Genomic DNA, 24,650 nt, shown 5'->3' with positions numbered 1-24,650 from the left:
AGTAGCGCCCGGTGGCGTTTGCCGGGCTTGAGGAGGGAGACTACTATGGCTGAATATCGGGTCCCGTCGCCTTTAGCTCGTGAGGCGATGGCCTATGTGCTGGCTGGGGGGCGAGGCACGCGGCTTATGGAATTGACGGATCGCCGCGCTAAGCCAGCTGTGTACTTTGGCGGCAAGTCGCGCATCATCGATTTCGCGCTGAGCAATGCGATCAACTCCGGCATCCGACGCATTTCGGTGGCAACGCAATATCAGGCGCATAGCTTGATCCGCCACTTGTCGCGCGGCTGGAACTTCTTGCGCACGGAGCGTAACGAGAGCTTTGACGTGCTGCCCGCATCGCAGCGCGTGGCGGAGGACATGTGGTACGCTGGCACGGCCGACGCCGTGTATCAGAACATGGACATCATCGAGGATTATGGCGCGCGCTATATCGTCATTCTGGCGGGCGACCATATCTACAAGATGGACTATGAAATCATGCTCCGTCAGCACGTCGATACCGGCGCTGATGTGACCATTGGTTGCCTCGAAGTGCCGCGTATGGAAGCCCAGGGCTTCGGCGTGATGCGCGTTGATGGGCGCGACCGCGTGGTCGATTTCGTCGAAAAGCCGAAGGACCCGCCGGGCATTCCTGATCGCCCAGACATGGCGCTGGCCTCCATGGGGATTTACGTGTTTGAGACGCGTTTCCTAATGGAGCAATTGCGTCGCGATGCGGCGACGGAAGGCTCAAGCCGCGACTTCGGCAAGGATATCATTCCTTACATCGTCAAGAACGGTACGGCATGGGCGCATCGGTTCAATCGCTCCTGCGTCCGCTCGAGCAATGAGAAGGTCGCTTACTGGCGTGACGTGGGCACGGTCGACGCCTATTGGAAGGCCAATATCGATCTGACCGACATCACCCCGCAGCTTGATCTTTATGATCGTGACTGGCCGATCTGGACCCACGCCGAAATCACCCCGCCCGCTAAGTTCGTGCATGATTATGACGGGCGTCGGGGCTCGGCGGTGAATTCTCTGGTGTCAGGGGATTGCATTATTTCAGGCGGGCATGTGCAGCGCACGCTGTTGTCCACCGGGGCGCGCGTCCATTCCTATTCGGTGCTTGATGAGGCGGTGGTGCTGCCCTATTGCGAAATCGGGCGGAATGCTCGCTTGCGCAAGGTGGTTATCGACCGCGGCGTGAGTGTTCCCGAAGGACTTGTCGTGGGCGAAGACCCGGAATTCGACGCCAAGTATTTCAGGCGAACTGAAGAAGGGGTCACGCTCGTGACGCAGGCCATGATCAACAAATATCTGGCGGATAGATGATCGAAGTTCTCTCGGTCACGGCGGAGATTTATCCGCTGATCAAAACGGGCGGGCTGGCGGACGTCGCCGGCGCGCTCCCTGCCGCTTTGGCTGAACAGGGCGTGACCATGCGCACGCTGGTGCCGGGTTATCCCGCCATTATGGCCAAGATGACCGATGGTCGGGTCGTGGCCAGTTTCGACGATTTGTTTGGCGTCAAGGCCAAGCTCATCGCCGGGCAAGCGGCAGGGCTCGATCTCATCGTTCTCGATGCGCCAGCGCTCTATGACCGACCGGGGAACCCCTATCTCGGGCCTGAAGGCTGGGATTGGCCGGATAATTGGAAACGCTTTGCGGCCCTGTCTTGGGTCGCGTCGGAGCTGGGCGCGGGGCTGGTTGAGGCCTATCGCCCGCAGGTCATCCATTGCCATGATTGGCAGGCAGGTCTTGTTCCGGCCTATGTAAAATTCGGTCCGGCATCGTCCGTTAAGACGGTTATGACCGTTCATAACATGGCGTTTCAGGGCAATTTCGGTGGTGAAATTTTTGGCCAGTTGCGCCTGCCGCCTCATGCCTTCGCCGTCGATGGCGTCGAATATTATGGCGGCGTGAGCTATCTCAAAGCGGGCATTGAATGCGCTGACTTTGTGACCACTGTTAGCCCGAGCTATGCCGCTGAAATCCGTACCCATGAGTTTGGCATGGGGCTTGAGGGCATTCTCAACAATCGCCCATCGACGGTGGACGGCGTGCTCAATGGCATTGACCTTGGGGCTTGGAACCCGGCGACCGACCCGGCGCTGACGCAGAATTATTCTGCCAATACGATCCAGTATCGCAAGGCGAACAAGACCAAGTTGCAGGAGAGCTTCGGCCTCAACAAGAGCGATGGGCCGCTGTTTGCAGTGGTGTCGCGCCTGACCTGGCAGAAGGGCATCGACCTGATCGCCGCCAATATCGATATGATGGTGGCGGCGGGGGCGCAGCTGGCTGTGCTGGGCTCAGGCGAAGTGGGGCTGGAGAACGCCATTCGGGCTGCCGCGCAGCGCCACCCGGGCAAGGTCGGGCTCGTGACCGGTTACAACGAAGCGCTCAGCCATCTCATTCAGGGCGGGGCCGATGTGATGATGGTGCCCTCACGGTTTGAACCCTGCGGTCTGACGCAGCTCTATGCGCTGCGCTACGGATGTATTCCGCTAGTGGCGCGGGTGGGCGGTCTCAATGATACCGTAATCGACGCCAATGTGGCGGCGCTCTCCGCCGATGTTGCGACGGGCGTTCAGTTTTCGCCGCCGAGCGAAGGGGCATTGGCAAACGCCATCCGCCGCACGCTGGCGCTCTACGCCGATGAAAAATCTTGGAAGAAAATGCAGAAGCGCGGGATGAAGTCGGAGGTGAGCTGGCAAGCAAGCGCACGCCGCTACGCCCAACTCTACGCTTCGCTGATCGGATATAAGCTCGATGACAATTCAGACGATTAAGACAACGCCGTATCAGGATCAGAAGCCGGGGACGTCCGGGCTGCGCAAGCGGGTCACCGTCTACAGCCAACCGAACTATGTCGAGAACTACATTCAGGCGATCTTCGATAGCCTTGAAGGTTTTGCAGGGCAGACGCTGGTGATCGGTGGGGATGGTCGTTTTTTCAACGACGTCGCCATTCAGAAGGCGATCCGCATCGCGGCGGCAAATGGCTTTGGCAAGGTGCTTGTCGGGCAGGGCGGTCTGCTCTCTACCCCGGCAGCAAGCCATGTGATCCGCCACTATAAGGCGTTTGGCGGCCTCGTCTTGTCGGCGTCGCACAATCCGGGCGGGCCGGATGGTGATTTCGGCATCAAGTACAACATTGGCAATGGTGGTCCGGCGCCGGAGAAGATTACCGACGCGGTTTATGCGCGCTCGAAGGTAATCGACAGCTATAAGAGCATCGACGCGGCGGACATTGATCTCGGCACGACTGGCACCCAGAAAGTGGGTGACATGGTGGTGGAGGTGATCGATCCGGTTGCCGACTATGCCAAGCTGATGGAGAGCCTTTTCGACTTCGACGCGATCCGCGCGATGTTCAAGGGCGGCTTCCGCATGACTTTTGATGCGATGTCGGCGGTCACGGGCCCCTATGCGCACAAGATCATTGAGGACATGCTGGGTGCGCCCAAGGGCACGGTTATCAATGGTACGCCGTCGCCGTCGTTTGACGACGGGCACCCCGATCCGAACCTTGTGTACTGTAAGGACATGCATGACCTGCTGATGACCGATGCAGGGCCAGATTTTGGTGCGGCTTCAGATGGTGACGGGGACCGTAACCTCATCATCGGCAAGAAGCGGTTTGTCACGCCTTCGGACTCGCTGGCGCTGCTGGCGGCCAATGCGCATTTGGCGCCGGGCTATAAGAAGGGCATCGCGGGGATTGCTCGCTCCATGCCGACGAGTGCGGCGGCGGATCGTGTGGCCGAGAAGCTCGGCATTGAAATGCATGAGACGCCAACGGGCTGGAAGTTCTTCGGCAATCTGCTTGATGCTGGCCGCGTGACCATTTGCGGCGAGGAAAGCGCAGGAACCGGCTCGGATCATGTTCGCGAGAAGGATGGCCTTTGGGCTGTGCTGCTGTGGCTGAACATTCTTGCCGTGCGTAAGCAGGGCGTCGATGAGATCGTGCGTGAGCACTGGAAGACCTACGGCCGCAATTATTACACCCGCCACGACTATGACGAGGTTGATGCTGGGATTGCCAACACGCTGGTTGATGATCTGCGCGCCAAGCTGCCGGGTCTGGTCGGTCAGGTGTTGGGCGATGATCTGCAGGTCGCCTATGCCGATGACTTTAGCTATCTCGATCCTGTCGATGGTTCGACCAGCGCCAAGCAGGGTGTGAGGATCGGTTTTACGGACGGGTCGCGATTGGTCCTGCGTTTGTCAGGAACCGGGACCGTTGGTGCCACGTTGCGTCTCTATATTGAACGCTATGAGGCAGCCGATGGAAACCACGATCTCGACACTCAAGTCGCCCTTGCAGAACTTATCGGGATCGCAGATGCCATCGCAGGAATCCGGAGCCGAACTGGACGGGACGCTCCCACCGTTATCACCTAATCTGGCTCTCGCATCGAAGCCTGAACTGGTGCCGGGTGCTGGTCGTATCGAGCACCTGGGCGCAACCGTGACCGCTGACGGAGTGAACTTTGCCGTTTACTCCGAAAGCGCCACGGCGATCTGGGTTTGTCTGTTCAATGAACTGGACGAAGAGATCGAGCGCTTTGAGCTTGATGTTCATCAGGACAACATCAGGGCGGCATTGATCGCCAATATTGGACCCGGAGCGCGCTATGGCTTGCGCGCAGACGGGCCGTATGAGCCCGATCAGGGCTTTTTCTTTGATCCCAACAAGCTGCTCGTTGACCCCTATGCGCGGATTTTGGATCGGGTGTTTGTGCGCTCGCCAAAGCTACGTCTGGAACGTGACGAGGCGGTGGATACCGCTCCGCTGGTGCCCAAGGCGATTGTGCCGGGGGCGAGCAATGAGCCGGCCGTGCCACGCAAGAAGGCGCCGAGCCTTTATTACGAACTCAATGTTCGTGGCTTCACCATGCGCCACCCCAGCGTGCAGGGACCGTTGCGCGGCACTATTGCGGCGCTGACAACCAAGTGGGTGGTCGACCATTTCAAGCATATCGGCGTCGATACGATCCAGCTTATGCCGACAGCGGCCTGGATTGACGAGGGGCACCTTCCGGCGCTCGGGCTGACCAATGCCTGGGGCTATAATCCCGTGGCCTATTTTGCCGTTGATCCGCGCCTCGCGCCGCGTGGGCCGCAAGAGCTGCGGGTGATGACGGACACCTATCGCAAGGCCAATATCTCGGTGATCCTCGACGTGGTCTATAACCACACCGGGGAGGGCGACCAGCAAGGGCCGATCCTCTCGATGATGGGGCTTGATCCGCAGACCTATTATCGCTTCGTGGAAGTTGATGGGAAGAAGCACCTCGTCAATGACACGGGCACGGGCAATACGCTGCGCTGTGACCATCCGGCGGTGCAGCGGTTGGTGATCGACAGCCTGCGTTACTATGTCGAGGAATGCGGGGTTTCCGGCTTCCGCTTTGATCTGGCGACCGTACTCGGGCGTGATCCGGGATTTAACCCGGACGCGGAGATGCTGCGCAAGATCAAGCAAGATCCGGTGCTGTCCAAGTGCATTCTGGTGGCTGAGCCGTGGGATCCGGGTCCGGGTGGCTATGCGGTGGGTCAGTTCGGCAAGGAGTTTGCCGAGCATAACGACACTTATCGCGACGAAATCCGTGGCTTCTGGAAGGGCGAGAGCCATGCCTTGGGCGCACTTGCCGGGAAGGTTTCGGGCTCGGCTGAGATTTTTGACGTGGCAGGGCGCAAGCCGAGCCACGGGGTCAATATGCTGGCCGTGCACGACGGGTTCACCCTGAGGGATTTGGTGAGCTACCACGACAAGCACAATGAGGCGAACGGGGAAGAGAACCGCGACGGGCACAGCCATAATCTGTCGTGGAACTGCGGCGTCGAAGGCGAAACGGACGACGCGGGGATTATCGCGGCGCGGAAGCGCGATGTGCGGGCCATGCTGGCGACGCTGTTCTTCTCGCGCGGCGTGCCGCTGATCCAGCAGGGCGATGAGATGTATCGCACCCAGCATGGCAATAATAATGCTTATGCGCAGGACAATGAGATTACTTGGGTCGATTGGGACAATGTCGACGGGGACCTCGTCAACTATGTCGCCGCGCTCAATCATTTCCGCCGGGATCACGTGGCCATCCATCACGACCACTTCCTGACCGGGCACGACAAGAATGGCGTGCGCGATGTGGTGTGGATGCACCCTGATGGTCGCGAAATGAATGAGGGCGACTGGAACGACAGCAGCGCTTCGGTTCTCGGCCAGCATTTGCGCCACAAGGATGATGAGGTGATCATCTGGTACAATCGCAAGATTGAACCCGTTGTCGCCCACATTCCAGAAGGCGAGTGGGCGGTGGGTATTCAGTCCGATACGAATGCGGATGTGCCGTTTTCAGGCGCTACGGTGACCCTGCCGCCGCGTTCGGTGGTGGTGCTCGTTCGGCCCGCCGCAGGCTAATCAAGCACTTCGATCATGCCCAAGCCCGCGTAGAACTTCTGCGCGGGTTTGTTTTTGCGTTCGACCTTGAGGTCAACGTGAGAGAGGCCGCGCGCGGCGAATAGCGCGAAGGTTTCGGCCATGAGCAAGGTGCCGATGTTCTGACGGCGATACTCTGGGGCGACCACCAGGTCTTTGACGAAGCCTGAGGTCCAGCTTTGGATGTAGCCCGCGACCGTGCCGTCAGGTCCGAGCGCGAGGATCGCTAATGCGGGATCGTATTCTTCGTCGGTAGACAGCGCTGCATACCAAGCTGAGCAGGGCTTTGCGATGTCGCGGAAGGTTGCCTTGAGGAGCTTATGGACTGCTTCAGGAGGGACGTGGGACAGCGTCGCCTTTACGAGGCCTGTCGGCCAGCTGGGGGCGGGAATGGGAGCGATCAGCGCCTTACGCAATCTGAGGTAGGGCGCTGCGCTTTTCATTACTCGGCTGCCTCGGCGGCGAAGCCACCGTGCTTTTCGATAAAGCCGATGATTTGGTCGAGGCTTTCACGACGCAGCAGGTCGGTGAAGACATAGGGGCGGCCGTCGCGGATTTTTTGCGTGTCACTGTCCATTACCGCAAGGCTGGCGCCGACATAGGGCGCTAGGTCGGTGTGGGTGATGACCAGGAGGTCGGAGCGCGAAATGGCTGGCCCTCCCTTGCGCGGGATCTTTTCTCCCTGCGCGACGGAGATCACGTAGATGGTGAGATCCGCAAGATCGGGTGAGAAGGTTGCCGCGAGGTTGTCGCCGCCACTCTCGATTAGAATGATGTCGAGATCGGGGAATTTTTCGTTGAGCGCGTCGATGGCGGCGAGGTTGAGCGAGGCGTCCTCGCGGATGGCGGTGTGCGGGCAGCCACCGGTTTCAACGCCAACGATGCGATCCTCGGAGATGGCCTGAGCCCGGGCGAGGATCAGCGCGTCTTCTTGGGTGTAGATGTCATTGGTCACGACTGCCATGGAATAGCGGTCGCGCATGGCCTTGAGGAGCATCTCGCACAAGGTGGTTTTGCCCGAGCCTACCGGTCCACCAATACCAATGCGAAGGGGACCGTGTAGGCTTTTGGACATTGCGTGCTCCGAGAGACTAGATGAGGCGAAGGAGGATGAGCGAGAGGAAGCCCAGCCCAATAAACAGGCAGAGTGGCGAATATACGCGCTTGTCGTTGAGACGGAAAATGGGTTCGGCGGTTATGGCTTGCCACTTCGGCGTGTAGCCAACGATGCCGCGGGCCAGGAAGATAACGGCAATGACGCCGCCGACAAGGTTGAGATTGGTGCCGCCACCGTCATGGTCGGCCATGGCGAGGGCGATGAAGGCTGCATAGAAAGTGCCGATGGCAACGGCCAAGGTCAGCAATGGGTTTGGCATTTTCTCAACGCCAGTAAAGCCGACGACGGTTTGCGCAAGTAGTTTGCGGTTCTTCAAGGGCCAGGACAGGCCGACGCCCCAGACGAAGTGGGAGACGGAGATCGCCAAGAGGGCGATACAAACAAAAGCGGCAATCAACATGCTCATGATCGGAATATCCTCGTGCCCAGAGTCTCGTGCTGCATCTGTGCGATGTCTGCGCAATAGGCTACCGAACCGATATCGTCCAGTGTTGCTGCCAAGCAAATTTCGGCCAATTTGAGAATTCTGGGTTCGAGGCTGGCCATGATGGCGAGGCCATCGTTCTGACCGATCGGGACGAGGCGCACGGCGACAGACACTTGGCTGTGCACTGTGCTGGTGAGGAAGGCGGTAATTGTGGCTAGGGCGTCGATGCCGTGTGCACCGGCTGTTGCCCCTATCGCGATGGGATAGGGACAGGGTTTGGGCAGGGCGAGAGGGCTTTCGGTCGGCCAGGCGGCGCTCGCCAGCACGAAGGCGTTGCCGGTTAGGACCGTCTCGGCGTGGCGCTCCCGCGCTGGGGTGAGGGCCAGGCACAAGTCGGCCAAGTCGCGCAGTGTCGCCTGATCGGCATGAGAGCGATGGGCATGCGCGAGCAGGATCGCATCGGTCTTGATGCCGCCGTGATCGAGAGTGGCGGCTACCCATTCCTCTGTCGTGGCGCGATCTCCAACTGTGCCCTGCACAATGGCTGTTTCGAGACCAGCCGACCAAGCAAATGCGCCCACAGGGAAGGCCGGGGACAACCAAGTCAGGAGCTTTTGCAGGTCTGAGGTCATGAGCGTTTGGCGAGGAGGGCGTGGCCTGCATCGGCATGCGCGTGGCTGTGATAAGCGCCGTGCTCAGCGAAGAAGGGCTCGCTCACATTGGTGACTGTCGCGCCTAAGCCTTCGAGCATGGTTTTGAGGACGTGGTCGCGCTGGATCAGGATGCGTATTTCTTCAAGTTGGGCGGGGGTATGGCGATTGCCAATATGCCAGCCCAGACGGATGAGGTGGGTGGGGTCTTTGGCCCGAATTTCGTAGAGAAGTTCCTCGGCCGGAATAATGCTGACGGTGCGGCCGTCGTCCAGCAAGAGCAGGCTGGTGTGATCAAGGGTTGTGGTTTGCGGCAGGTCAATGAGGACTTCATCGCCTCCAGAGAGGCGCAATACCTTGCGCCGCAGGCGACGCTCAGAGTGTTCGAGCTTTATGCTGTCATAGGGCGGGGTGGCTGACGGATCGGAGGGGATGATGTCGGTCACTCGGCGCATGAAGTTTCCTCGTCGTGAGCTAGCCGTTGAAGTACTTGCTCATCAGATAGGCTTGATAGACGAAATGCAGCCCCACGATCGTGAGATGGAGGGCGCGATTGCTACTGTAACACGCAATCAAAGCAACAATGATGCCAGTTCCGGCCTGCACGGCATAACCATCGCCAAAGCGTGCGCTGTAGACCCCGCCTTTGATGGCGTTGTCGATAACGTCGAAGATGGCAACGACGGCGAAGAGACCGAAGAACCAACGACGGCGTTTGAGGAAGAAGTCCTCGTAGCCAGAATATTCAGAAATGTGGTCGGGCGCGAGAATGGTGGCGATGAGAACGAGCAGCATCGCATAGATGACGAGGAAACCTGTAACGCCGAAGGTCCACTCGTGAACTGAGTAGAGGGAGAGTTCCCACCACCAGAAGAGCACCAGCTCGATGATCATGGAGAACACCCAGAGCATGTGCAGGAGTGAGGATCTTGCGCGCTTGGGGTGCTGAATGATGCCAGCGACGGTCATGATCAAACGGGCGAGACCCAGGCCGATCACTGTGCCGAGAAGTACTCGGACGTGGAGGAATATTTCGGAAGACGTCAAGTGTTCCATGGTTATCCTTGCGGCATGGCTCAATGCACGAGAGCTATATACCCAAGGACCAAGCCTAATGGCTTAGTATTGAACATTTATTATTTTGTCTGAGCGCTAGATTGTTTCAATCGCGTAGAAGAAGCTCACAATGGCCAAGCCCAGCATATGCAGCGTGATAATGGTGTAATGGACACGCCTCTTCTTCGATATCCATCCAGCGAGGCCTAGAACGATAAAGACGCCGCCAACAATCAGGTCGGCCGGTTCCAACTGTTCTTTTGGCGCTAGGAAGATTGTATCCAAGATATCAAAGACTTGGCTTGCGATGAAGAAGCCAAAGAACCAGTGGCGCCGCTCAATGAAGAATTCCTGATAGCCACCATGGTCTGGTGCTCTGTCTGAGGTTAGCAGAGCGGTCTGCATATAGAGCACGATCGCATAGCCGACATAGAAGGCGAAATAGCCGAAGTTCCAATGCGGCAGCAGAACCAGTTCAATGTGGATATACCAGAATAGGGCCAGCTCAACGAGCATGGCCCCGAGCCACAGCAGGTGGAGCAGCGATCTGGTGTGGGTCTTCGGTGTTTGAATGATATTGGCGAAGGTGAGAAGGGTCCGGGTGATCCCCAGACCGATCACCATGCCAATCACGATGCGGGTATGAGCGAAGAGGTCGACAGTGTGGCTTTCTAAGTCCATCGCCTCCCCCTCCGGTTTTTATGGAGTGTTTACGACAGCGGTGCAGCTGAGGAGTGGGTCACTATCCTCATCCTGCATCAGGTCTCGCAAGGTCGCGTCATCCCCTGTGCTCCACCATTCATATGGACCGGCGACATATCGCGCCCCCGAGCCAGATAGGGTGGTGACCATCACCAGATTTGCGCCATCTACCGGCACGATTGCGAGGAAGTTCGGCGCGGCATTGATATATTGAACGGGCAGGGTGACGCCGTTCTCGCAGGCATAGCTGACCATTTTCCGGTCAATATCGCCTGCGGTATCAATCGAGATGGTCAGCGAAACGCCAGCCGTGTTGAGCGCGGGAGCTGTCGCTGCGGGAACTTCTTCAGGGGCCACAGCGTCTTGGCTGAGAACCGCGCCAGTGCTGGCCAAGATAAGGCCGATGGCCGAAATTATGCGGATCACTGTCAAGGAACTCTCCAATCACGCGGTTGATGCGAATAGCCCAATCACGGACATACAATCATGGCTATTCGTGGATTAGACAAGTTCAGTTTCGTCGGCAAATATAGACTTCGCCGGGGATTGGTTTTTCGTGTTCGAGCCGGATCGTGTGATGCTGTTGGTCCAGCACAGCGAGCCCATTGGCGGCCAAGCACGAGCGGATGTACTGAGACGAGTGGGCGAAACGCCCGCTCGACCGGATGATTATTCCTGTGTCGTCCGCGGCTTCGGTGGTGAAGACGAAGAGACCCTTTGGGCTGAGTTTTGTGGCTACGGCTTGGAACAAGTCTTCGGCGGGGCCGATGTAGATGAGTAGATCAAGTGCGGCTATGAGGTCATAGCTCGATGCCAGCTCGGCACTTGCTTTGAGCGCGTCGACGCAGTCGCCGGTGGTGAGGGTTCGGTAGAGGCCCCGTTCTGTCGCCTTCTCAATCATACGGGGCGAGAGATCGACGCCGTCGATTGCTGCATATTTGCCTTTGAGCGCCTCTGCGATGAGCCCGGTGCCGCAGCCGAGGTCGAGTACCGATGCGAAGGGGCTGTAGGGCGTTACGGCCTCGGCCACAATTTCAGGAATGCGGTAGTGCAGCGCGCCCGTTAGGTGCTGGTCGAACATGGGCGCGTAGCTGTCGAAGAGATTTGTGACATAGGTCCGATCTGGCTGGCGCGCGTCTGACAGCGCCGACAGCATATGGCGGGCATAGCTGTTGGCCGGGTTTTGCTTGGCGACCGAGCGGAAGAGCTTGAAGGCGTCGCTCGAGCGGTCTTGGGCAAGATAGGCGTCGGCCAGATCGCAGGAGATCTGCGCGTCTTTGGGGCGGAAGACGAGGGCGCGCTCAAGCGCCTTTTCAGCGGCTTTGAAATTGCCGCGAGCGATGAGCGCGGTGGCCCAAGCGTGCAGCCGCATGGCATTGACTGGCCCGAGCGCAACGGCGCGTTCAAAGCAGGTTTCAGCAATATCGAAGGCGGTTGTTTGGAAGGCGACGCGGCCCATGATGTCATGGGCCTCTGTCAGCTCTGGCGCGATGCGGGTGAGCTCAAGGCTGAGCGGGGCGGCGCGTTTCCAATCATTGGCGGCGGTAAGCTGTTGCAGCGCCGTGAGGAGTTCTTGGGCTCGCAGCGCCTGTACGGGATTCTTGGGGAATCCTTTGGACTTAGACATGGCTCACCTCCCTCGCAACGGCAGCAATGTGCGGCAGCGAGGGGGGAGTGTCAAACAGACTTAGAAGAGAAAATACCGTTGTGCCATAGGGAGTACGGTTGCGGGCTCGCAGGTGAGCAAGACGCCATTGGCCCGCACTTCATAGGTCTCAGGATGCACTTCGATGTTCGGGGTCGCGGTGTTGAGCTTCATCGCGGCTTTGCCGATGCCCCCACGCGTGTTGGAGACCGGAAGAAGCTGTTTGTCGACGCCGAGGCGGTTGCGCAGCCCAGCGTCGTGTGCGGCTTGTGAGATGAAGACGACCGAGGAACGCGACGCCAGTTTGCCGTAGGCCGCAAACATGGGGCGATAGTGCATCGGTTGCGGTGTTGGGATGGACGCGTTTGGGTCGCCCATGGGCGCTGCTGCAATCGAGCCGCCGAGCAGGATCATTTCAGGTTTGACGCCAAAGAAGGCTGGGTTCCAGAGGACGAGGTCGGCGCGCTTGCCGACTTCGATTGAGCCGATGTGCTGGCTCATGCCGTGGGCGATGGCTGGATTGATGGTGTATTTAGCGATGTAGCGGCGGACGCGATAATTGTCGTTATCGCCGGTTTCTTCCGGCAGGCGACCGCGCTGGCGCTTCATTTTATCGGCGGTTTGCCAGGTGCGGATCAGCACTTCGCCGACGCGGCCCATGGCTTGGCTGTCGGAGGAAATGATCGAGAGGGCGCCCATGTCGTGCAGAATGTCTTCGGCCGCGATGGTTTCCTTACGGATGCGGCTTTCGGCGAAGGCGACGTCTTCCGGGATCGATTGATCGAGGTGGTGACACACCATGAGCATGTCGAGATGCTCGGCAATGGTGTTGACCGTGTAGGGACGGGTCGGATTGGTCGAGGAGGGAATGACGTTGGGCAGGCCCGCGACTTTGAGAATGTCCGGAGCGTGACCGCCGCCCGCGCCTTCGGTGTGGAAGGCGTGGATGGTGCGGCCTTTGAAGGCGCCGACCGTGTCTTCGACAAAGCCAGATTCATTGAGCGTATCGGTGTGGATCATCACCTGCACGTCGTAATCGTCAGCAACTGAGAGGCAATTGTCGATGGTGGCGGGGGTGGTGCCCCAGTCTTCGTGCAGCTTGAGGCAGGAAGCGCCGGAGAGGATCATTTCTTCGAGCGGGGCGGCAACGGCCGCATTGCCCTTGCCAGCGAGAGCAAGGTTCATCGGGAAGGCGTCGAAGCTTTCGATCATGCGTTCGATGTGCCAAGCGCCAGTGCACGTCGTGGCGAGCGTGCCATGAGCCGGGCCGGAGCCGCCGCCGAGCATGGTGGTGACGCCGCTCATCAGCGCTTCTTCGATCTGCTGGGGGCAGATGAAGTGGATATGGGCGTCCATGCCCCCCGCAGTGAGGATTTTACCCTCGCCGGCGATCGCCTCTGTTGAAGGGCCGATGATGATGTCTACGCCCGGCTGGGTGTCCGGATTGCCCGCTTTGCCAATGCCGGAGATGACGCCGTTCTTGAGGCCGACATCGGCTTTATAGATGCCGGTGTGATCGACGATCAATGCGTTGGTGATGACAGTATCAACGGCGCCCTGAGCGCGGGTGCGCTGCGATTGGCCCATGCCATCACGGATGACTTTACCGCCACCGAATTTGACCTCTTCGCCATAGGTGGTGAAGTCCTTCTCCACCTCAATGAAGAGTTCCGTATCCGCCAACCGGACTTTATCGCCGGTGGTCGGGCCGTACATGTCGGCATAGCTGGCGCGCGAGATACGTGCTGGCATTTTATGTCCCGTATGAGCCCGGAACAGAAGCTTCCCAAGGCTCAGATTGGCCGGTTTGGCGGCTGAAAACAAGAGAGCTGGCTTGCGCCAGCTCTGATTTAATTCACGGTCGTGTCTTTGAAGGTTTCGTAGAAGGTGACCGCTTCATCGATGATGTCGTCGAGCAAGGGCTCGCCCTGCGCGATGTGTGGGTCTTTGCGCTGGGTCGCGGCCACGAGGGCGGTGGAGAGCGTTTGGATGGCGTAGGCCTGTTTGCTCAAGCCTTCGGCATGGGCCTTTTCGCCCTGCTGCTGGAACGTCAGGAGCAAGGCGTCATATTGCTCACGAGTGCACGCGGCCTTCGCTTCGCTCCATTTTTTGTGTCCGAGACCTTCAGAGACGGTGAGCGCGAGAGAGCCAATCATGGCCATGGCTTCGCCGTCGTTGAAGCCATTTTCCTTCAAGTCCTCGATCACGGCAATGAAATGACGCTTGAAGAACGCTTCTTTATTGTTTTCGTTGATTGTTTCCTGGGTCATTTTCTTTGCCGGTCGTGTGCAGCGCACATCGAGTTAAAGGAGTTGGGCGTTTACAGGGCGCCCATGACGGATTGGCGAAAGCCATAGATTTTGCGGTCGCCGGAGATTGGCACGAGTCTGACCTCTCGCGCCTGTCCGGGTTCGAAACGCACCGCCGTGCCCGCTGGTATGTCGAGGCGCATGCCACGCGCCTGCTGACGATCAAACAGCAGCCCAGGGTTCGTTTCGTAGAAGTGATAGTGCGAGCCAACTTGGATGGGCCGATCACCCGCATTTGCAACTTCGAGGGTGATCTGCACTGCGCCACGATTGAGCTCAATCTCGCCGCTTGCAGGAATGACTTCACCGGGGATCATCACGACTCCTTATGCAAATGCAAGCCACGCACCCGCGGATGCTGTGGCTGCGCCGACCAGACGCGTCGCAAGGGGAGCAGACAGTCGCGCAAACAACTGAGCGGCCCCAATACCGACGGCGTGCAAAATAGCAGTTGCGACAATAAAGCCTAGCGCGAATTGCGAAGCGCCTGCCGCACCCAATTCCCCACCATGCGCGTGGCCGTGGAAGAAGGCGAAGAAGGCGACAAGGCCAGCCACTGCGACTGGTGGAACGGGGAGGGCCAAGGCAATGCCGAGGCCGATGAAGATCACCGAGGCAAGAATGACCGGCTCAACCATGGGGAGGGGCATGCCGAGGATAGCTGTGAGGAAGCCGAGCGCCATGGTGCCAACGAACGCGGCTGGAACAAGCCAGATGGTGCGACCTGATTGCTGTGCCGCCCACAGCCCAACGGCTACCATGGCCAGGATATGGTCAAGGCCGAGCAGAGGGTGGCTGAAGCCTGCAGCGAAGGAGCCATGAGCCTCCGGGTCGAGATGGGCGAATGCCGGGACGGTAGCGATGGTTGTGAGGGCGAGGGCAAGAAGAAGGCGTTTGAGCATGGTACAGCCTTATCGGATGGGTTGATGCACGGTGACGAGCTTGGTGCCGTCGGGGAATGTCGCTTCGACCTGAATGTCATGGATCATCTCGGGAATGCCCTCCATCACCTGATCGCGGGTGATAACGTGAGCGCCCGCTTCCATGAGCTCTGAGACGGGGCGGCCATCGCGAGCGCCTTCGACCACGAAATCGGTGATCAGGGCGATCGCTTCGGGGTGGTTGAGTTTGACCCCACGCTCAAGGCGGCGACGCGCCACGATGGCAGCCATAGCAATGAGCAACTTGTCTTTTTCGCGAGGCGTGAGGTTCATGGGCGTTTCCTAGAGATGCCAAAGGCGGGGTAGGGTCCCGGTTGCGGTGAGATTTGCGAGGATAGGAACGATGTTTCGGCGCAATTCTATGCCTGAGGGCGCGGCCGCACGCAGGACTATGCGCTCGCCATTGGCCGATATGGCAGTGCGACTGTGTGGAGCGATGATGGCGCGGAGGCGGTCAGCGATACGGTCGGCTTCATCGCTGGTCTTGGTAATGTGTACAATCGAGGCGAAGGCGCGCGCTCCGGACAAGAGGGCGTTAGCATCGCGCTCTGCAGCAGTGCCGGTCAGTTTGGTGGCTTCGGCGTGGATCAGCCGCCCACAGCGATAGATCCGCCAGTTGTCGGAGAGCTCCGCGTCGCGAGCATCTTCGCCCATCGCCTCGCGACCGAGCAATATCGCTTCAATGGCGGTGAGGGTCGCTCCTTCGGCCAGATGTATGTTGAGGCGGCGGGAGAGCTTGCTGGCCTCAAACAGGATCGTCTCTTGCGGGAGCCAATCGAGATGGGCGTTTTGACCAACTTCAAGAGTGGTCTGGATACGGGCCGTTTGGCCGGTGGAGCGATAGCTGCGTTCGCAAGCTTGGGTGGTCAGAACGAGGTGGCCATCTGCTTCGACGGACGCTTCCCACTCAATTTGATCGCCACCGGTGATGCCGCCAGCGGTGTTGATGAGTACGGCTTCCAGCGATTGTGAATGAGTTTTTGGCAGGCGGATCTTGGCGCAGCCATCTTGGTACAAGCTGGCTAAATGCGTCCGACCGCCGAATTGTTTCGTCGAGACCCGGCCAATGCCGCGAGCTCGTTGAAGGTCAGCATAGATCAGTTTTTCTGCCGTGATCGCACTCATCGGAACGTTTTGACCGCACTACCATTTATCGGACGAGCAAGAGCTCTTGTACGAAACACCATACAGGACACTAAAATGCATATGAAATCAGCAATTTCAATTTTTGCACTAACTGTTGGCATGATGGTCGTTCCAGCGATGGCGCAAGACGCCAAGACCATCTCTGGTAATCCCGTGATTGAAGGCGATGTGGCTGCTGTGCAGGCCAAATGCGATGAAATCGCTCTCGCTGCAGGGGCTTCCTCAGAAATGAACTCGACTGATAAGAATACTCTCAGCGACGCTGCCGCTGGGGCGCTGCCGAATGCAGAGCCAACCGATGGCGACAAGCCGCCTGCCGAGGGTTTAGCTCAGGCCACAACCACGATTGATCTCAGCGGGATCACGCTTGAGCAGTGCAAGGACGGTGGTTGGGTTCAGTAACCCATCACACTCCGTTAAAAACGCCCGGTTTCGACCGGGCGTTTTTATTGGCATCTGCAGTTTCACGGTTTTACGGGATGTTTAGCGCCAGCGTGGCCTTCGGAAATCTACCAATCCCCGACCCAAAATAGGCTGGCGATCTGTCGGCCTGAAGAGGGTGAAGTGAGTGAGGCTGACGCTCCTTGCTCAGTTCCCAGGAGCGCGAAGTTTCGACTTCGCGCTCTTTTACTAAGGGTATAGTGAATTGAGAATTCAATCTGAATTGCATTTGAATTAAGTTGAATTGAGTGTCGTTACTCTTTGATTTCTGTGTTTTTAGCTTAGACCTTCGTGATGCAACATAAGTATTCATGCGGATTTATCCGTATAGCGTGTTTCGCGCTTACGGGAGTTGATCATGACGAAAATGGGCATTGTCCTACTGTCTGCGGCGCTGATGGTAGGATCGGTTATTCCGGCACATTCTCAGGGACTTTTGGGAGGTCTTCTTGGTGGCGGCGGAAGTGATAGCGGTGGCGGTGGCTTGCTCAGCGGTGTCACGGACACACTGAGCTCGGTCACCGAGACTGTTACCGGCGGTTTGGGCGGAGGCGGAGGCTCCAGCTCGGATTCCGGTGGTGGCCTCAATGTTGGCGGCCTCGTTGGCGTTAGTTCTGGCGATGCGGATACGGGGGCGTTGATTGACGTCGGTCTTGGTGGTGGCGGTGGCGGTTTGCTCGACGCCAACATCGGCAATGGCGCCGTTACGGCCAATGTGAACACTAGCGGTGGCATCAATGCAAATGTTGGTCTGGGTGGAACGACGCTTGTCGACGTTGGCCTGCTAGGGCCTGACGTGGTGAGTATCGGTATCCTTCCGGGTGGACCTGGAGGCCCTGGTGGTCCTGGCGGGCCGGGTACTCCCGGTAATCCGGGCAATCCGGGCGCACCTGGTGCTGGTGGCGGGATGCAGGTCATCAACTTTGGTGCGCTTGGCGCCGGCGGTTTAAACGGCAGCGGCGGCCCCGGTGCTGCAGGGATCGTCTGCAATGGCGTTTCGAGCGGTCAGCTCGCACAGATGATGCAGGGCACTAAGTTTGACGGTTGGAACCGTGCGAGCAATGTGCAGGTGCAGAAGGTCAATGTCTGTCCAGAACTGCGCAACTGGCTGAAGTCGGCCATGGCCCAGACCGGCATGGCCCCAAATCTTCAATATGCCGTTTCGGGGGATGCTCTGCTCAATGCTTCGCTGAGCCGTACCTCGCACAAGCCAGACCGAGTGTTTGCAGTTCATCGCAATGGCTCGCAGCTGACGATGTTCGTTTATTAAAAGAGCAAAACGGCAACAAAAGAGGGTCGGCCTATGGCCGGCCCTTCTCGGTTTTGTGGTCTTCAAAAAGGCAGCACAAAGCGCAGGAAATAGGCAGCAAAAGATTTTCGCGGCGATTTTGTTTGAAAATGCTTGCACAGGTTCAGAGCCTAGGTTTTTCTGATGGCGCACTAACCTTTTGGCCAATGGCGTGCAGGGCAATGAGCATGTAGCACTTGCCTCCACTGAGTTTTCAGTTACCCGGCTCGGGTGATAAGGGCGCCCGGGCTTAACGCCCCGATTTGTTCAACGGAGGGAACGGGAACAGATCGGGGCGGGTTTTCTTGAAAACCAAAATCATCCTCACTTCTCAAACTCGCGCAGCCAGCACTTGCGTCTGCCTCGTCAGGGCATGAGAATAGCCGACCTGTTTCGGGGGAGGGTAAGTTTCGTGGCCGATACCAGTGCAATTGTGGGCGGTGGCCCCAAGAAGGTGCTCTATACGCTCTCAACCATCGGCAAGATGGGGGTGGGCAAAGCCACCAAGGCACTGACGGCCAAGAACACCTGCAAGGCTTGCGCCTATGGCATGGGTGGCCAGCACGGCGGCATGACCAACGAACTCGATGAGTTTCCATCGGTTTGCAACAAGAGTGTGCAGGCGCAGTCGACCGATATCCAGCCCGCCATTCCACATCCAATATTTGAACACAGCATTGCCGAGTTGGGCGAGCTGACCGGCAAAGAAATGGAACATCTGGGGCGTTTGGGGACGCCGTTGTTCCGTCGCGCCGGATCAGACAGGTTTGTCCCGATTGATTGGGACACTGCGCTTGAGCATGCAGCACACCGTTTGGCCGAGACCGACCCGCGGCGCACCTTCTTTTATTCGTCCGGCCGCAGCTCGAATGAGGCGGGGTTCCTGTTCCAATTGCTGGCGCGGACCTATGGGACCAACAATGTCAACAATTGCTCCTATTATTGCCATCAGGCGACCAGCGAGGGCCTTGCGACGACAATCGGCAAGGGCACGGCAACCGTTGAATTAGAGGATTTGACCGGGACCGATTTGATCTTTGTCATCGGGGCCAATCCATCGTCTAACCACCCGCGCTTTATTCATATGCTCAAGAACTGCCGCGAGCGGGGCGGGCAGGTGATTGTGATCAACCCGGCCAAGGAGCCGGGTCTGGTCAAGTTTGCGGTGCCGAAATCGCCGATGTCCATGCTCAAGGGCGGGAGCGATATTGCGTCAGACTATTTGCAGCCGCGCATCGGCTCGGACATCGCGCTGTTCAAGGGACTGGCTAAGGCCGTGCTTGAGCAGGGGACCGAGGACGCGGATTTTATTCGAGCCCACGGTGCTGATTTCGAGGTTTTCAGGAGCGATCTTGAGGCACTGAGCTGGGACGAGATCGTTTCGGCCTGCGGGATTGCACGAGGAGAGATCGAACGTGTGGCGGCCAATTATGGGCGAGCCAAACACGCGGTTTTTGCCTGGGGCATGGGGATGACCCACCATGTTCATGGCGTTGCCAATGTTGAGGCGATTTCAAATCTTGCTCTGGTGCGCGGCATGTTGGGCAAACGCTTCGCGGGCCTGTTGCCACTGCGCGGGCACTCCAATGTGCAGGGCATCGGCACGATTGGTGTGAAGCCTGTTTTGGCCAAGGATGTGTTGGCCAAAATGGAGGAGGCTTTTGGCGTCACCTTCCCTGAGGAGAAGGGGCTCGACACCATGGCGTGCATGAAGCGCGCCGAGGCGGGGGAAATTGATGCCGCTGTGATTATGGGCGGCAATCTGTGGGCGGCGACGCCAGACACAGCGTTTTCCAGCCGGGCCATGGGCAATATTGGGTTCAAGCTGTTTCTGACTACCACGCTCAATCAGGGCCATGTTCATGGGCTGGGCGATGGTGAGGTGATGATCTTGCCGGTGACGGCGCGCGACGAAGAATGGGAACCGACAACGCAAGAGTCGATGTTCAACTTCGTTCGCCTCTCGGATGGCGGCATAGAACGCATCGAGACTGTGCGACCAGAAAGCTGGATTTTGGGGCAATTGGGACAGCGGATATTGCCCGGCAGTCCAATTGATTTTGACGGCTTTTCCAAGCACAGCAAAATTCGCGACGCCATTGCTGCCATTGTTCCGGGCATGGAGGGCTTGGCCGATATTGATGTCGCTAAGCGCGAATTCCATATCCAGAACCGGGTCATGCACACGCCTAGTTTCGGCACGGTGGATGGCAAGGCGCATTTTGTGGTGACGCCAATTCCGGCGATGAGGTCAGATCAGTTGATTCTCGCGACCGTGCGCAGCGAGGGGCAGTTCAATTCCATTATCTATGAGGAAGAGGACAGCTATCGCGGCAAGTCGGGGCGCTATTCGGTGTTTCTTAATGCGCAAGACATGGCGCGTTTTGGGGTCAGCGAAGGGGAGCGAATTGCCGTTTCTTCAGAGGCCGGCGAGATGGTTGGCTTTGCCACCAGCTTTGATCTGCCGGCAGGAAGCGCCATGGCTTATTACCCCGAGGCCAATGTGCTCGTGGGGACGGAAGTTGATCCGCGCAGTAAGACGCCCGCTTTTAAATCAGTTCCGATTAGCATTCGGCCGGTATTGTAGAGAAGTATTTTAGTAGCGCAGACAGTCTCTTGTCATCTGATGTAGATTTTTGATTTTTATTTCTAAATTTATTTACATAAGTCGGTCAGGTTAGCTCTATCGGAGGGTTTATTGAACGACGTTTCAAACAAGCAGCTGGTAGAGCTCGCCCGAGAGTGTTGGGACCATGGACGTGTTGGCCGCTCGTTCGAGGGGCTGGAGCAAGCGCGCGTGTTGCTGACACAGGCCCAAGCTGCAGGCGACCTCGAGGCTGAGGCGGAATGCAACCGGTGTATCGGATGGTTCTGCTTGCAGCTGGGCTATCCTCACGAAGGCATGCAGGCCGCGGACGCTGCCCGCAATTATTTCTCGCAGACGGAGAACGATTGGGGCCATGCCCTGTCTCTGGCAGTTTACTCGTGGCTGATTTTGGAATTGGGCCTGAGCGACATTAGCTTTGAGACCGCCAGTGAGGCTGTGGTTATCGCCTCGCGAACGGCTGATCCTGCACTTCATGCGTTCGCGCTGAATTGTAAGGCCGTAGCGCTGGTCATCTGCAATGAGAGAGCCTTGGCATCGCAGATGCTGAAAGAGGCGCTTGATCTCGCCTATGCGTCCGGCGACGAGAGCACGATTGCCCTGACGTTGGTCAACCGATCTTACGCCACCCTCTCGGCAATATTGGTCGCCGACAAGATCGATCCCGGTATGAATGGCGAGCAGGTCATCGATGATGCGACCAGAACCCTAAGGGCTGCCGCCGATGTGTCGCGGGCCGCCGGTGACCTTTGGAATTTGTCGGTGGCGCTGTGTAACAGTGCAGAACTGTTGGCGTATTGCGGCCACTTCGACCGGGCGCTGAAAGATTTAGTGGAAGCTGAGACCTTGCCTGGCAAGCATGGCCCGCGAGCGCGAACGCATATGCTCTACACAAGGGGCGAGGTGTTTCGGAATATGGGGCGCATTGACGAGGCGCTTGCCGCTTATGTCGAGTCCGAGCGGATCGCATCGCAACATTCCATCAGTGATCAGATCGTTCAAAGCTTGCAACGCTTGGCTGATATTTGGGAGCTCAAGGGCGATTTCGCACGCGCCTTGTCGTTCCATCGCAGTTTTCATGCGGCCTATATCCGGCAGAGTGATGATCGGACGCGGCAACGCGCTGTCGTGGTCGATATGCAGTTGACGAACGACAAATTGCGCAAGCGAACGGAAGAGCTTGAGATGCAGGCGGGTGTCGATCCGCTCACGGAGATCCCGAATAGGCGTGCGTTTAACAGTGCCTTCGAGACCATCGGCCATGAGAAGTCGTCGTTAGCCATCCTCGACATCGACCACTTCAAACTCGTCAACGACCAATACTCGCATATTGTCGGGGATGAGGTTCTGCGTAGGGTCGCACAACTGCTGCGCACGATCGATCCGGCCATGCGGCCTTACCGCATCGGGGGCGAAGAGTTCGGACTGCTATTTCCAAATGTGTCGTTGGAAGCTGCGGCGCCACTTGCCTGGCAAATTACGGCCGCTGTGCGGGATACGGACTTTAGTGATCTGGCCCCGGGATTGAAGGTCACGGTGAGCATTGGCCTGGTTGAGACGGGCATTTTGAGCGGACCACAGCTGCTGGCAGAGGCGGACAGGCGGCTCTATGTTGCCAAGAAGGCCGGGCGTGATCAGGTCATTGCAGATGGCCGTTCGTCCGTCGCCGCGCTGCCGGCGGAGTAGTGCCCGCTGTTACGCGGGCACTGGGATTGTTGCTAAGCGAAGTTTTCGACGAGCTTTGTGGCCTCTTGTCTGAGGCGTGCGAGATCGTCTTCGGTGAAGCCCTCGTGTGGCTCATAATCCAAGAGGACCAGTGCGCCGAGCGGGGTGGTGCCGTTGGCGACCGTTAACGGGACTGCGGCGTAGAAGTCTATTCCATTGGTCACGAGATATGAGTTGTCGCCGATGCGTTCGTCAGGCGTAGCTGCGTGGACGATCAGTGGAGCGTTGTCGGTAACAACCAGCTGGGTGAGTTTGGCAGCATCGCCATCGTCGAGGTGACGATCATCATCGATCAGATTGATGAGCGCTGCTGGGACGCCGAAGCGCTCGGCAATCGCGTCAAGTTCCTGACCCAGAGCATCATCACCGCGACCAAGACCGGCGAAGGGTTGCGGTACTTCTTCCCAAGGCTCGATGCTTTTTGGTGTTGCGACTTCCGAGATGCCATCTACGGCGCTGTGGAAGTCGCGGTAGACGTTATCGACATGGAGCGATTCAGCGGTTTCGTCGGCGGCAAGCGCATTGGTGACGATAGCTATGAGGCGCACATTGGGGCTCATGCGGCGAATACGGCGAGCGACATAGCGGCATTGAGCGCGCACATCGCGTCCCATGAACACCAGTACGAGGGTTTCGACCGGATCGAGGTCTAGCCGGCCAATGGATTCCTGACGGATGGCGCCGGGAGGAAGAATGGTGGCGGGAATGGTCCGCTCAGCCAGCTCTAGGCCGATGAGGCGTGCGGCTGCTTCGTCAATTTCGGTGCGGCCGCCGACGATGAGGACGGAGGCATTATCGGCAAACTCGTGCTCGAAGACGTCGGCGATGACGGTTTCAAATGAGGTGATGAGCTGGCGACGTTGGGGTAGGGACTCTGGGCGGTCTGATAGCTCGGTAGTCCCCAGACGCAGGGCCGGGAGCATGACATCGGCGATGAGCGCGGCACGGCCATTTTCTTCGAGATAGTCGTCGCTGAGATCAATCGCGTCTTCGGTGTCGCCTTTAAGCATGCGCTGGTAGAGGCGTTCGGCGGGCGAGAGCACGGGTTCACTGCCGAGAAGGGTTTCGAGGAATTGGAACTGCGGCAGGTGTCGCCCGATCACGACGAGACAGACGGTCATGGGTGTGGCGAGGATCAGGCCTACAGGACCCCAGAGCGTGGCCCAGAACATGGCGGAGAGCAGAATGGCCAGCGGGGAGACGCCCGTGCTGGTGCCATAGAGGCGCGGCTCGATGACATTGGCGGTGGTGAGGTCGATGATGAGGAAGAGGCCGACCGACATCAGCAACATGTTCCAGCCCGGATCGACCGCGAAGGCGAGGGCGAAGGGGAGCACGGCAACGATCAGCGCGCCAACGAAAGGGATGTAACGGAACAGCACGATCATCATGCCCCACAGAGGGGCGCTCGGCACGCCGATGAGCCAGAGGCCAATGCCAAAGATGACGCCGTAGGTGATGTTCACGCACAACTGGATGATGAGATAGCGGCCAACGCGACGGCTGGCGTCGGTGATGGCAAGGTTGGTGAGCGAATAGCGACCGGCGCTGACAAGGCGAATGAAGCGATCTTGCAGATCCGCACGGCCCATCAACAGGAAGATCAGGAAGACGGTGACGATGGCAATGGTCGCGACAGGGCCAACGATGGAGCCCATCACCGAGGTGACGATGCTGAGGGGGCCCAGTTCATTGGAGATGGAGACCGGGATCGGCTTCATCTGGCCGGTGACGGCTGGCGCGTCGCTACTGCCGCCGAAGCCTGCGTCGATATTGGAGATCATGCCATTGAACTGATCCAGCCAGGTCAGGCCGCTGAACTGGCTTTGCAGGCCTTCAATCTTACCTTGAATGGTCTGGCGATAGCCCGGCAGTTCTTGCGCCAGATGGGCGATTTGCGAGCCAGCGAGGAGCGCAAAACCGGCCAAAAGGGTCATGGCCAAAAGGACGGCCAAAATAACCGCGACAGGGTCGGGAAGACCCAGTCTGCGGTTGAGCATGGACACGACCGGGTTGAGGGCAAACGCGAGAAGGATGGCCAAAACCAGAGGAACAAAAATGCCTGCGCCGAAGAAAAGCAATGCGGCGATGAGGCAGAAAGTGGCGACACTTTCAAAAGCGGAGGGGCGACGTGAATGCGTCGCGGGAGGCGTTAGAAGTTCTGACAT

Annotated in this window: 24 protein-coding genes; 8 read left to right on the top strand and 16 right to left on the bottom strand. The window is 58.4% G+C overall.

The window, feature by feature from the left end; translation table 11 throughout:
• Window positions 1-45: 45 nt before the first annotated feature.
• The 4 genes from glgC to glgX are packed head-to-tail and all read left to right on the top strand — an operon-like array spanning window position 46 to window position 6,412.
• On the top strand, window positions 46-1,317 hold the full coding sequence (gene glgC / locus H4N61_RS12140; RefSeq protein WP_169195100.1) for a glucose-1-phosphate adenylyltransferase: 1,272 nt from the start codon (window positions 46-48) through the stop codon (window positions 1,315-1,317).
• Window positions 1,317-2,777 carry a glycogen synthase GlgA gene (gene glgA / locus H4N61_RS12135; protein ID WP_169195261.1) on the top strand — a complete coding sequence of 487 codons (1,461 nt, stop codon included), beginning with the start codon at window positions 1,317-1,319 and terminating at the stop codon, window positions 2,775-2,777. The genes glgC and glgA overlap by 1 nt, the downstream gene beginning before the upstream one ends.
• Window positions 2,758-4,392, top strand: a complete 1,635-nt coding sequence (locus H4N61_RS12130; protein WP_169195101.1) for an alpha-D-glucose phosphate-specific phosphoglucomutase — start codon at window positions 2,758-2,760, stop codon at window positions 4,390-4,392. The genes glgA and H4N61_RS12130 overlap by 20 nt, the downstream gene beginning before the upstream one ends.
• Entirely contained in the window at window positions 4,277-6,412 is a 2,136-nt protein-coding gene (glgX, locus tag H4N61_RS12125) for a glycogen debranching protein GlgX (protein ID WP_248305961.1), read from the top strand. The genes H4N61_RS12130 and glgX overlap by 116 nt, the downstream gene beginning before the upstream one ends.
• On the opposite strand, the gene H4N61_RS12120 is transcribed toward glgX, so the two are convergent.
• The 15 genes from H4N61_RS12120 to H4N61_RS12050 form a co-directional block, all read right to left on the bottom strand.
• Window positions 6,409-6,873 (bottom strand): GNAT family N-acetyltransferase, encoded by a 465-nt coding sequence (locus H4N61_RS12120; RefSeq protein ID WP_169195102.1) that lies wholly within the window; start codon window positions 6,871-6,873, stop codon window positions 6,409-6,411. The two genes, glgX and H4N61_RS12120, sit on opposite strands and share 4 nt — an antisense overlap.
• A complete protein-coding gene (gene ureG, locus H4N61_RS12115; protein ID WP_169195103.1) occupies window positions 6,873-7,505 on the bottom strand; it encodes an urease accessory protein UreG in 633 nt (210 codons plus the stop codon). Before ureG ends, H4N61_RS12120 begins: the two co-directional genes overlap by 1 nt.
• Window positions 7,506-7,521: 16 nt before the next feature.
• Entirely contained in the window at window positions 7,522-7,953 is a 432-nt protein-coding gene (locus tag H4N61_RS12110) for a DUF3995 domain-containing protein (protein WP_169195104.1), read from the bottom strand.
• The gene (locus H4N61_RS12105) at window positions 7,950-8,606 is read right to left on the bottom strand and encodes an urease accessory protein UreF (RefSeq protein WP_169195105.1); all 657 of its coding nucleotides are present in this window, start codon (window positions 8,604-8,606) and stop codon (window positions 7,950-7,952) included. The genes H4N61_RS12110 and H4N61_RS12105 overlap by 4 nt, the downstream gene beginning before the upstream one ends.
• Entirely contained in the window at window positions 8,603-9,079 is a 477-nt protein-coding gene (locus H4N61_RS12100) for an urease accessory protein UreE (protein ID WP_182394105.1), read from the bottom strand. The genes H4N61_RS12105 and H4N61_RS12100 overlap by 4 nt, the downstream gene beginning before the upstream one ends.
• A 19-nt stretch (window positions 9,080-9,098) precedes the next feature.
• Complete coding sequence (locus H4N61_RS12095) at window positions 9,099-9,680, bottom strand: hypothetical protein (RefSeq protein ID WP_169195107.1); 582 nt, start codon at window positions 9,678-9,680, stop codon at window positions 9,099-9,101.
• Window positions 9,681-9,776: 96 nt separating this feature from the next.
• Window positions 9,777-10,361, bottom strand: a complete 585-nt coding sequence (locus tag H4N61_RS12090; RefSeq protein ID WP_169195108.1) for a hypothetical protein — start codon at window positions 10,359-10,361, stop codon at window positions 9,777-9,779.
• 18 nt (window positions 10,362-10,379) lie between these two features.
• Window positions 10,380-10,808 carry an MliC family protein gene (locus tag H4N61_RS12085; RefSeq protein ID WP_248306612.1) on the bottom strand — a complete coding sequence of 143 codons (429 nt, stop codon included), beginning with the start codon at window positions 10,806-10,808 and terminating at the stop codon, window positions 10,380-10,382.
• A gap of 85 nt (window positions 10,809-10,893) precedes the next feature.
• Window positions 10,894-12,009: a methyltransferase domain-containing protein gene (locus tag H4N61_RS12080; protein WP_182394104.1), complete on the bottom strand. Its 1,116-nt coding sequence runs from the start codon at window positions 12,007-12,009 to the stop codon at window positions 10,894-10,896.
• Between the two features lie 60 nt (window positions 12,010-12,069).
• Complete coding sequence (gene ureC, locus H4N61_RS12075) at window positions 12,070-13,779, bottom strand: urease subunit alpha (protein ID WP_169195111.1); 1,710 nt, start codon at window positions 13,777-13,779, stop codon at window positions 12,070-12,072.
• A gap of 98 nt (window positions 13,780-13,877) precedes the next feature.
• The gene (locus tag H4N61_RS12070) at window positions 13,878-14,297 is read right to left on the bottom strand and encodes a hypothetical protein (RefSeq protein WP_182394103.1); all 420 of its coding nucleotides are present in this window, start codon (window positions 14,295-14,297) and stop codon (window positions 13,878-13,880) included.
• A 50-nt stretch (window positions 14,298-14,347) separates the two neighbouring features.
• Window positions 14,348-14,653, bottom strand: a complete 306-nt coding sequence (locus H4N61_RS12065; RefSeq protein WP_182394102.1) for an urease subunit beta — start codon at window positions 14,651-14,653, stop codon at window positions 14,348-14,350.
• 9 nt (window positions 14,654-14,662) lie between these two features.
• The gene (locus H4N61_RS12060) at window positions 14,663-15,238 is read right to left on the bottom strand and encodes a HupE/UreJ family protein (protein WP_169195114.1); all 576 of its coding nucleotides are present in this window, start codon (window positions 15,236-15,238) and stop codon (window positions 14,663-14,665) included.
• 9 nt (window positions 15,239-15,247) lie between these two features.
• The gene (locus H4N61_RS12055) at window positions 15,248-15,550 is read right to left on the bottom strand and encodes an urease subunit gamma (RefSeq protein WP_169195115.1); all 303 of its coding nucleotides are present in this window, start codon (window positions 15,548-15,550) and stop codon (window positions 15,248-15,250) included.
• 9 nt (window positions 15,551-15,559) lie between these two features.
• Window positions 15,560-16,402, bottom strand: coding sequence for an urease accessory protein UreD (locus H4N61_RS12050; RefSeq protein WP_169195116.1), 843 nt, complete (start codon window positions 16,400-16,402; stop codon window positions 15,560-15,562).
• 75 nt (window positions 16,403-16,477) lie between these two features.
• Here H4N61_RS12050 and H4N61_RS12045 point away from each other — a divergent pair, with 75 nt between their 5' ends.
• The 4 genes from H4N61_RS12045 to H4N61_RS12030 all read left to right on the top strand — a co-directional run bounded on the left by H4N61_RS12045 (window position 16,478) and on the right by H4N61_RS12030 (window position 22,443).
• On the top strand, window positions 16,478-16,825 hold the full coding sequence (locus H4N61_RS12045) for a hypothetical protein (RefSeq protein ID WP_169195117.1): 348 nt from the start codon (window positions 16,478-16,480) through the stop codon (window positions 16,823-16,825).
• 397 nt (window positions 16,826-17,222) lie between these two features.
• A complete protein-coding gene (locus H4N61_RS12040) occupies window positions 17,223-18,134 on the top strand; it encodes a hypothetical protein (protein ID WP_169195118.1) in 912 nt (303 codons plus the stop codon).
• A gap of 430 nt (window positions 18,135-18,564) precedes the next feature.
• Window positions 18,565-20,739: an FdhF/YdeP family oxidoreductase gene (locus H4N61_RS12035; protein ID WP_248306514.1), complete on the top strand. Its 2,175-nt coding sequence runs from the start codon at window positions 18,565-18,567 to the stop codon at window positions 20,737-20,739.
• A gap of 111 nt (window positions 20,740-20,850) precedes the next feature.
• Window positions 20,851-22,443, top strand: a complete 1,593-nt coding sequence (locus H4N61_RS12030) for a GGDEF domain-containing protein (protein WP_169195119.1) — start codon at window positions 20,851-20,853, stop codon at window positions 22,441-22,443.
• A 32-nt stretch (window positions 22,444-22,475) separates the two neighbouring features.
• On the opposite strand, the gene H4N61_RS12025 is transcribed toward H4N61_RS12030, so the two are convergent.
• Window positions 22,476-24,650, bottom strand: a complete 2,175-nt coding sequence (locus H4N61_RS12025; RefSeq protein WP_182394101.1) for an AI-2E family transporter — start codon at window positions 24,648-24,650, stop codon at window positions 22,476-22,478.

The sequence above is a fragment of the Devosia sp. MC521 genome, assembly GCF_014127105.1.
GTDB lineage: Bacteria > Pseudomonadota > Alphaproteobacteria > Rhizobiales > Devosiaceae > Devosia.
The sequence above is the reverse complement of the archived record's forward strand: the minus strand, read 5'-3'. Positions and strand labels throughout refer to the sequence as shown.

What these genes read in the sequence shown, in the direction of transcription:
- H4N61_RS12105 (WP_169195105.1), bottom strand. Translation starts at nt 8,606, where the DNA reads ATGACCTCAGACCTGCAAAAGCTCCTGACTTGGTTGTCCCCGGCCTTC.
- H4N61_RS12080 (WP_182394104.1), bottom strand. Translation starts at nt 12,009, where the DNA reads ATGTCTAAGTCCAAAGGATTCCCCAAGAATCCCGTACAGGCGCTGCGA.
- H4N61_RS12050 (WP_169195116.1), bottom strand. Translation starts at nt 16,402, where the DNA reads ATGAGTGCGATCACGGCAGAAAAACTGATCTATGCTGACCTTCAACGA.
- H4N61_RS12045 (WP_169195117.1), top strand. Translation starts at nt 16,478, where the DNA reads ATGCATATGAAATCAGCAATTTCAATTTTTGCACTAACTGTTGGCATG.
- glgC (WP_169195100.1), top strand. Translation starts at nt 46, where the DNA reads ATGGCTGAATATCGGGTCCCGTCGCCTTTAGCTCGTGAGGCGATGGCC.
- H4N61_RS12055 (WP_169195115.1), bottom strand. Translation starts at nt 15,550, where the DNA reads ATGAACCTCACGCCTCGCGAAAAAGACAAGTTGCTCATTGCTATGGCT.
- H4N61_RS12040 (WP_169195118.1), top strand. Translation starts at nt 17,223, where the DNA reads ATGACGAAAATGGGCATTGTCCTACTGTCTGCGGCGCTGATGGTAGGA.
- H4N61_RS12130 (WP_169195101.1), top strand. Translation starts at nt 2,758, where the DNA reads ATGACAATTCAGACGATTAAGACAACGCCGTATCAGGATCAGAAGCCG.
- H4N61_RS12060 (WP_169195114.1), bottom strand. Translation starts at nt 15,238, where the DNA reads ATGCTCAAACGCCTTCTTCTTGCCCTCGCCCTCACAACCATCGCTACC.
- H4N61_RS12070 (WP_182394103.1), bottom strand. Translation starts at nt 14,297, where the DNA reads ATGACCCAGGAAACAATCAACGAAAACAATAAAGAAGCGTTCTTCAAG.
- H4N61_RS12095 (WP_169195107.1), bottom strand. Translation starts at nt 9,680, where the DNA reads ATGGAACACTTGACGTCTTCCGAAATATTCCTCCACGTCCGAGTACTT.
- ureC (WP_169195111.1), bottom strand. Translation starts at nt 13,779, where the DNA reads ATGCCAGCACGTATCTCGCGCGCCAGCTATGCCGACATGTACGGCCCG.
- H4N61_RS12090 (WP_169195108.1), bottom strand. Translation starts at nt 10,361, where the DNA reads ATGGACTTAGAAAGCCACACTGTCGACCTCTTCGCTCATACCCGCATC.
- H4N61_RS12110 (WP_169195104.1), bottom strand. Translation starts at nt 7,953, where the DNA reads ATGAGCATGTTGATTGCCGCTTTTGTTTGTATCGCCCTCTTGGCGATC.
- H4N61_RS12065 (WP_182394102.1), bottom strand. Translation starts at nt 14,653, where the DNA reads ATGATCCCCGGTGAAGTCATTCCTGCAAGCGGCGAGATTGAGCTCAAT.
- H4N61_RS12120 (WP_169195102.1), bottom strand. Translation starts at nt 6,873, where the DNA reads ATGAAAAGCGCAGCGCCCTACCTCAGATTGCGTAAGGCGCTGATCGCT.
- ureG (WP_169195103.1), bottom strand. Translation starts at nt 7,505, where the DNA reads ATGTCCAAAAGCCTACACGGTCCCCTTCGCATTGGTATTGGTGGACCG.
- H4N61_RS12100 (WP_182394105.1), bottom strand. Translation starts at nt 9,079, where the DNA reads ATGCGCCGAGTGACCGACATCATCCCCTCCGATCCGTCAGCCACCCCG.
- H4N61_RS12025 (WP_182394101.1), bottom strand. Translation starts at nt 24,650, where the DNA reads ATGTCAGAACTTCTAACGCCTCCCGCGACGCATTCACGTCGCCCCTCC.
- glgX (WP_248305961.1), top strand. Translation starts at nt 4,277, where the DNA reads ATGGAAACCACGATCTCGACACTCAAGTCGCCCTTGCAGAACTTATCG.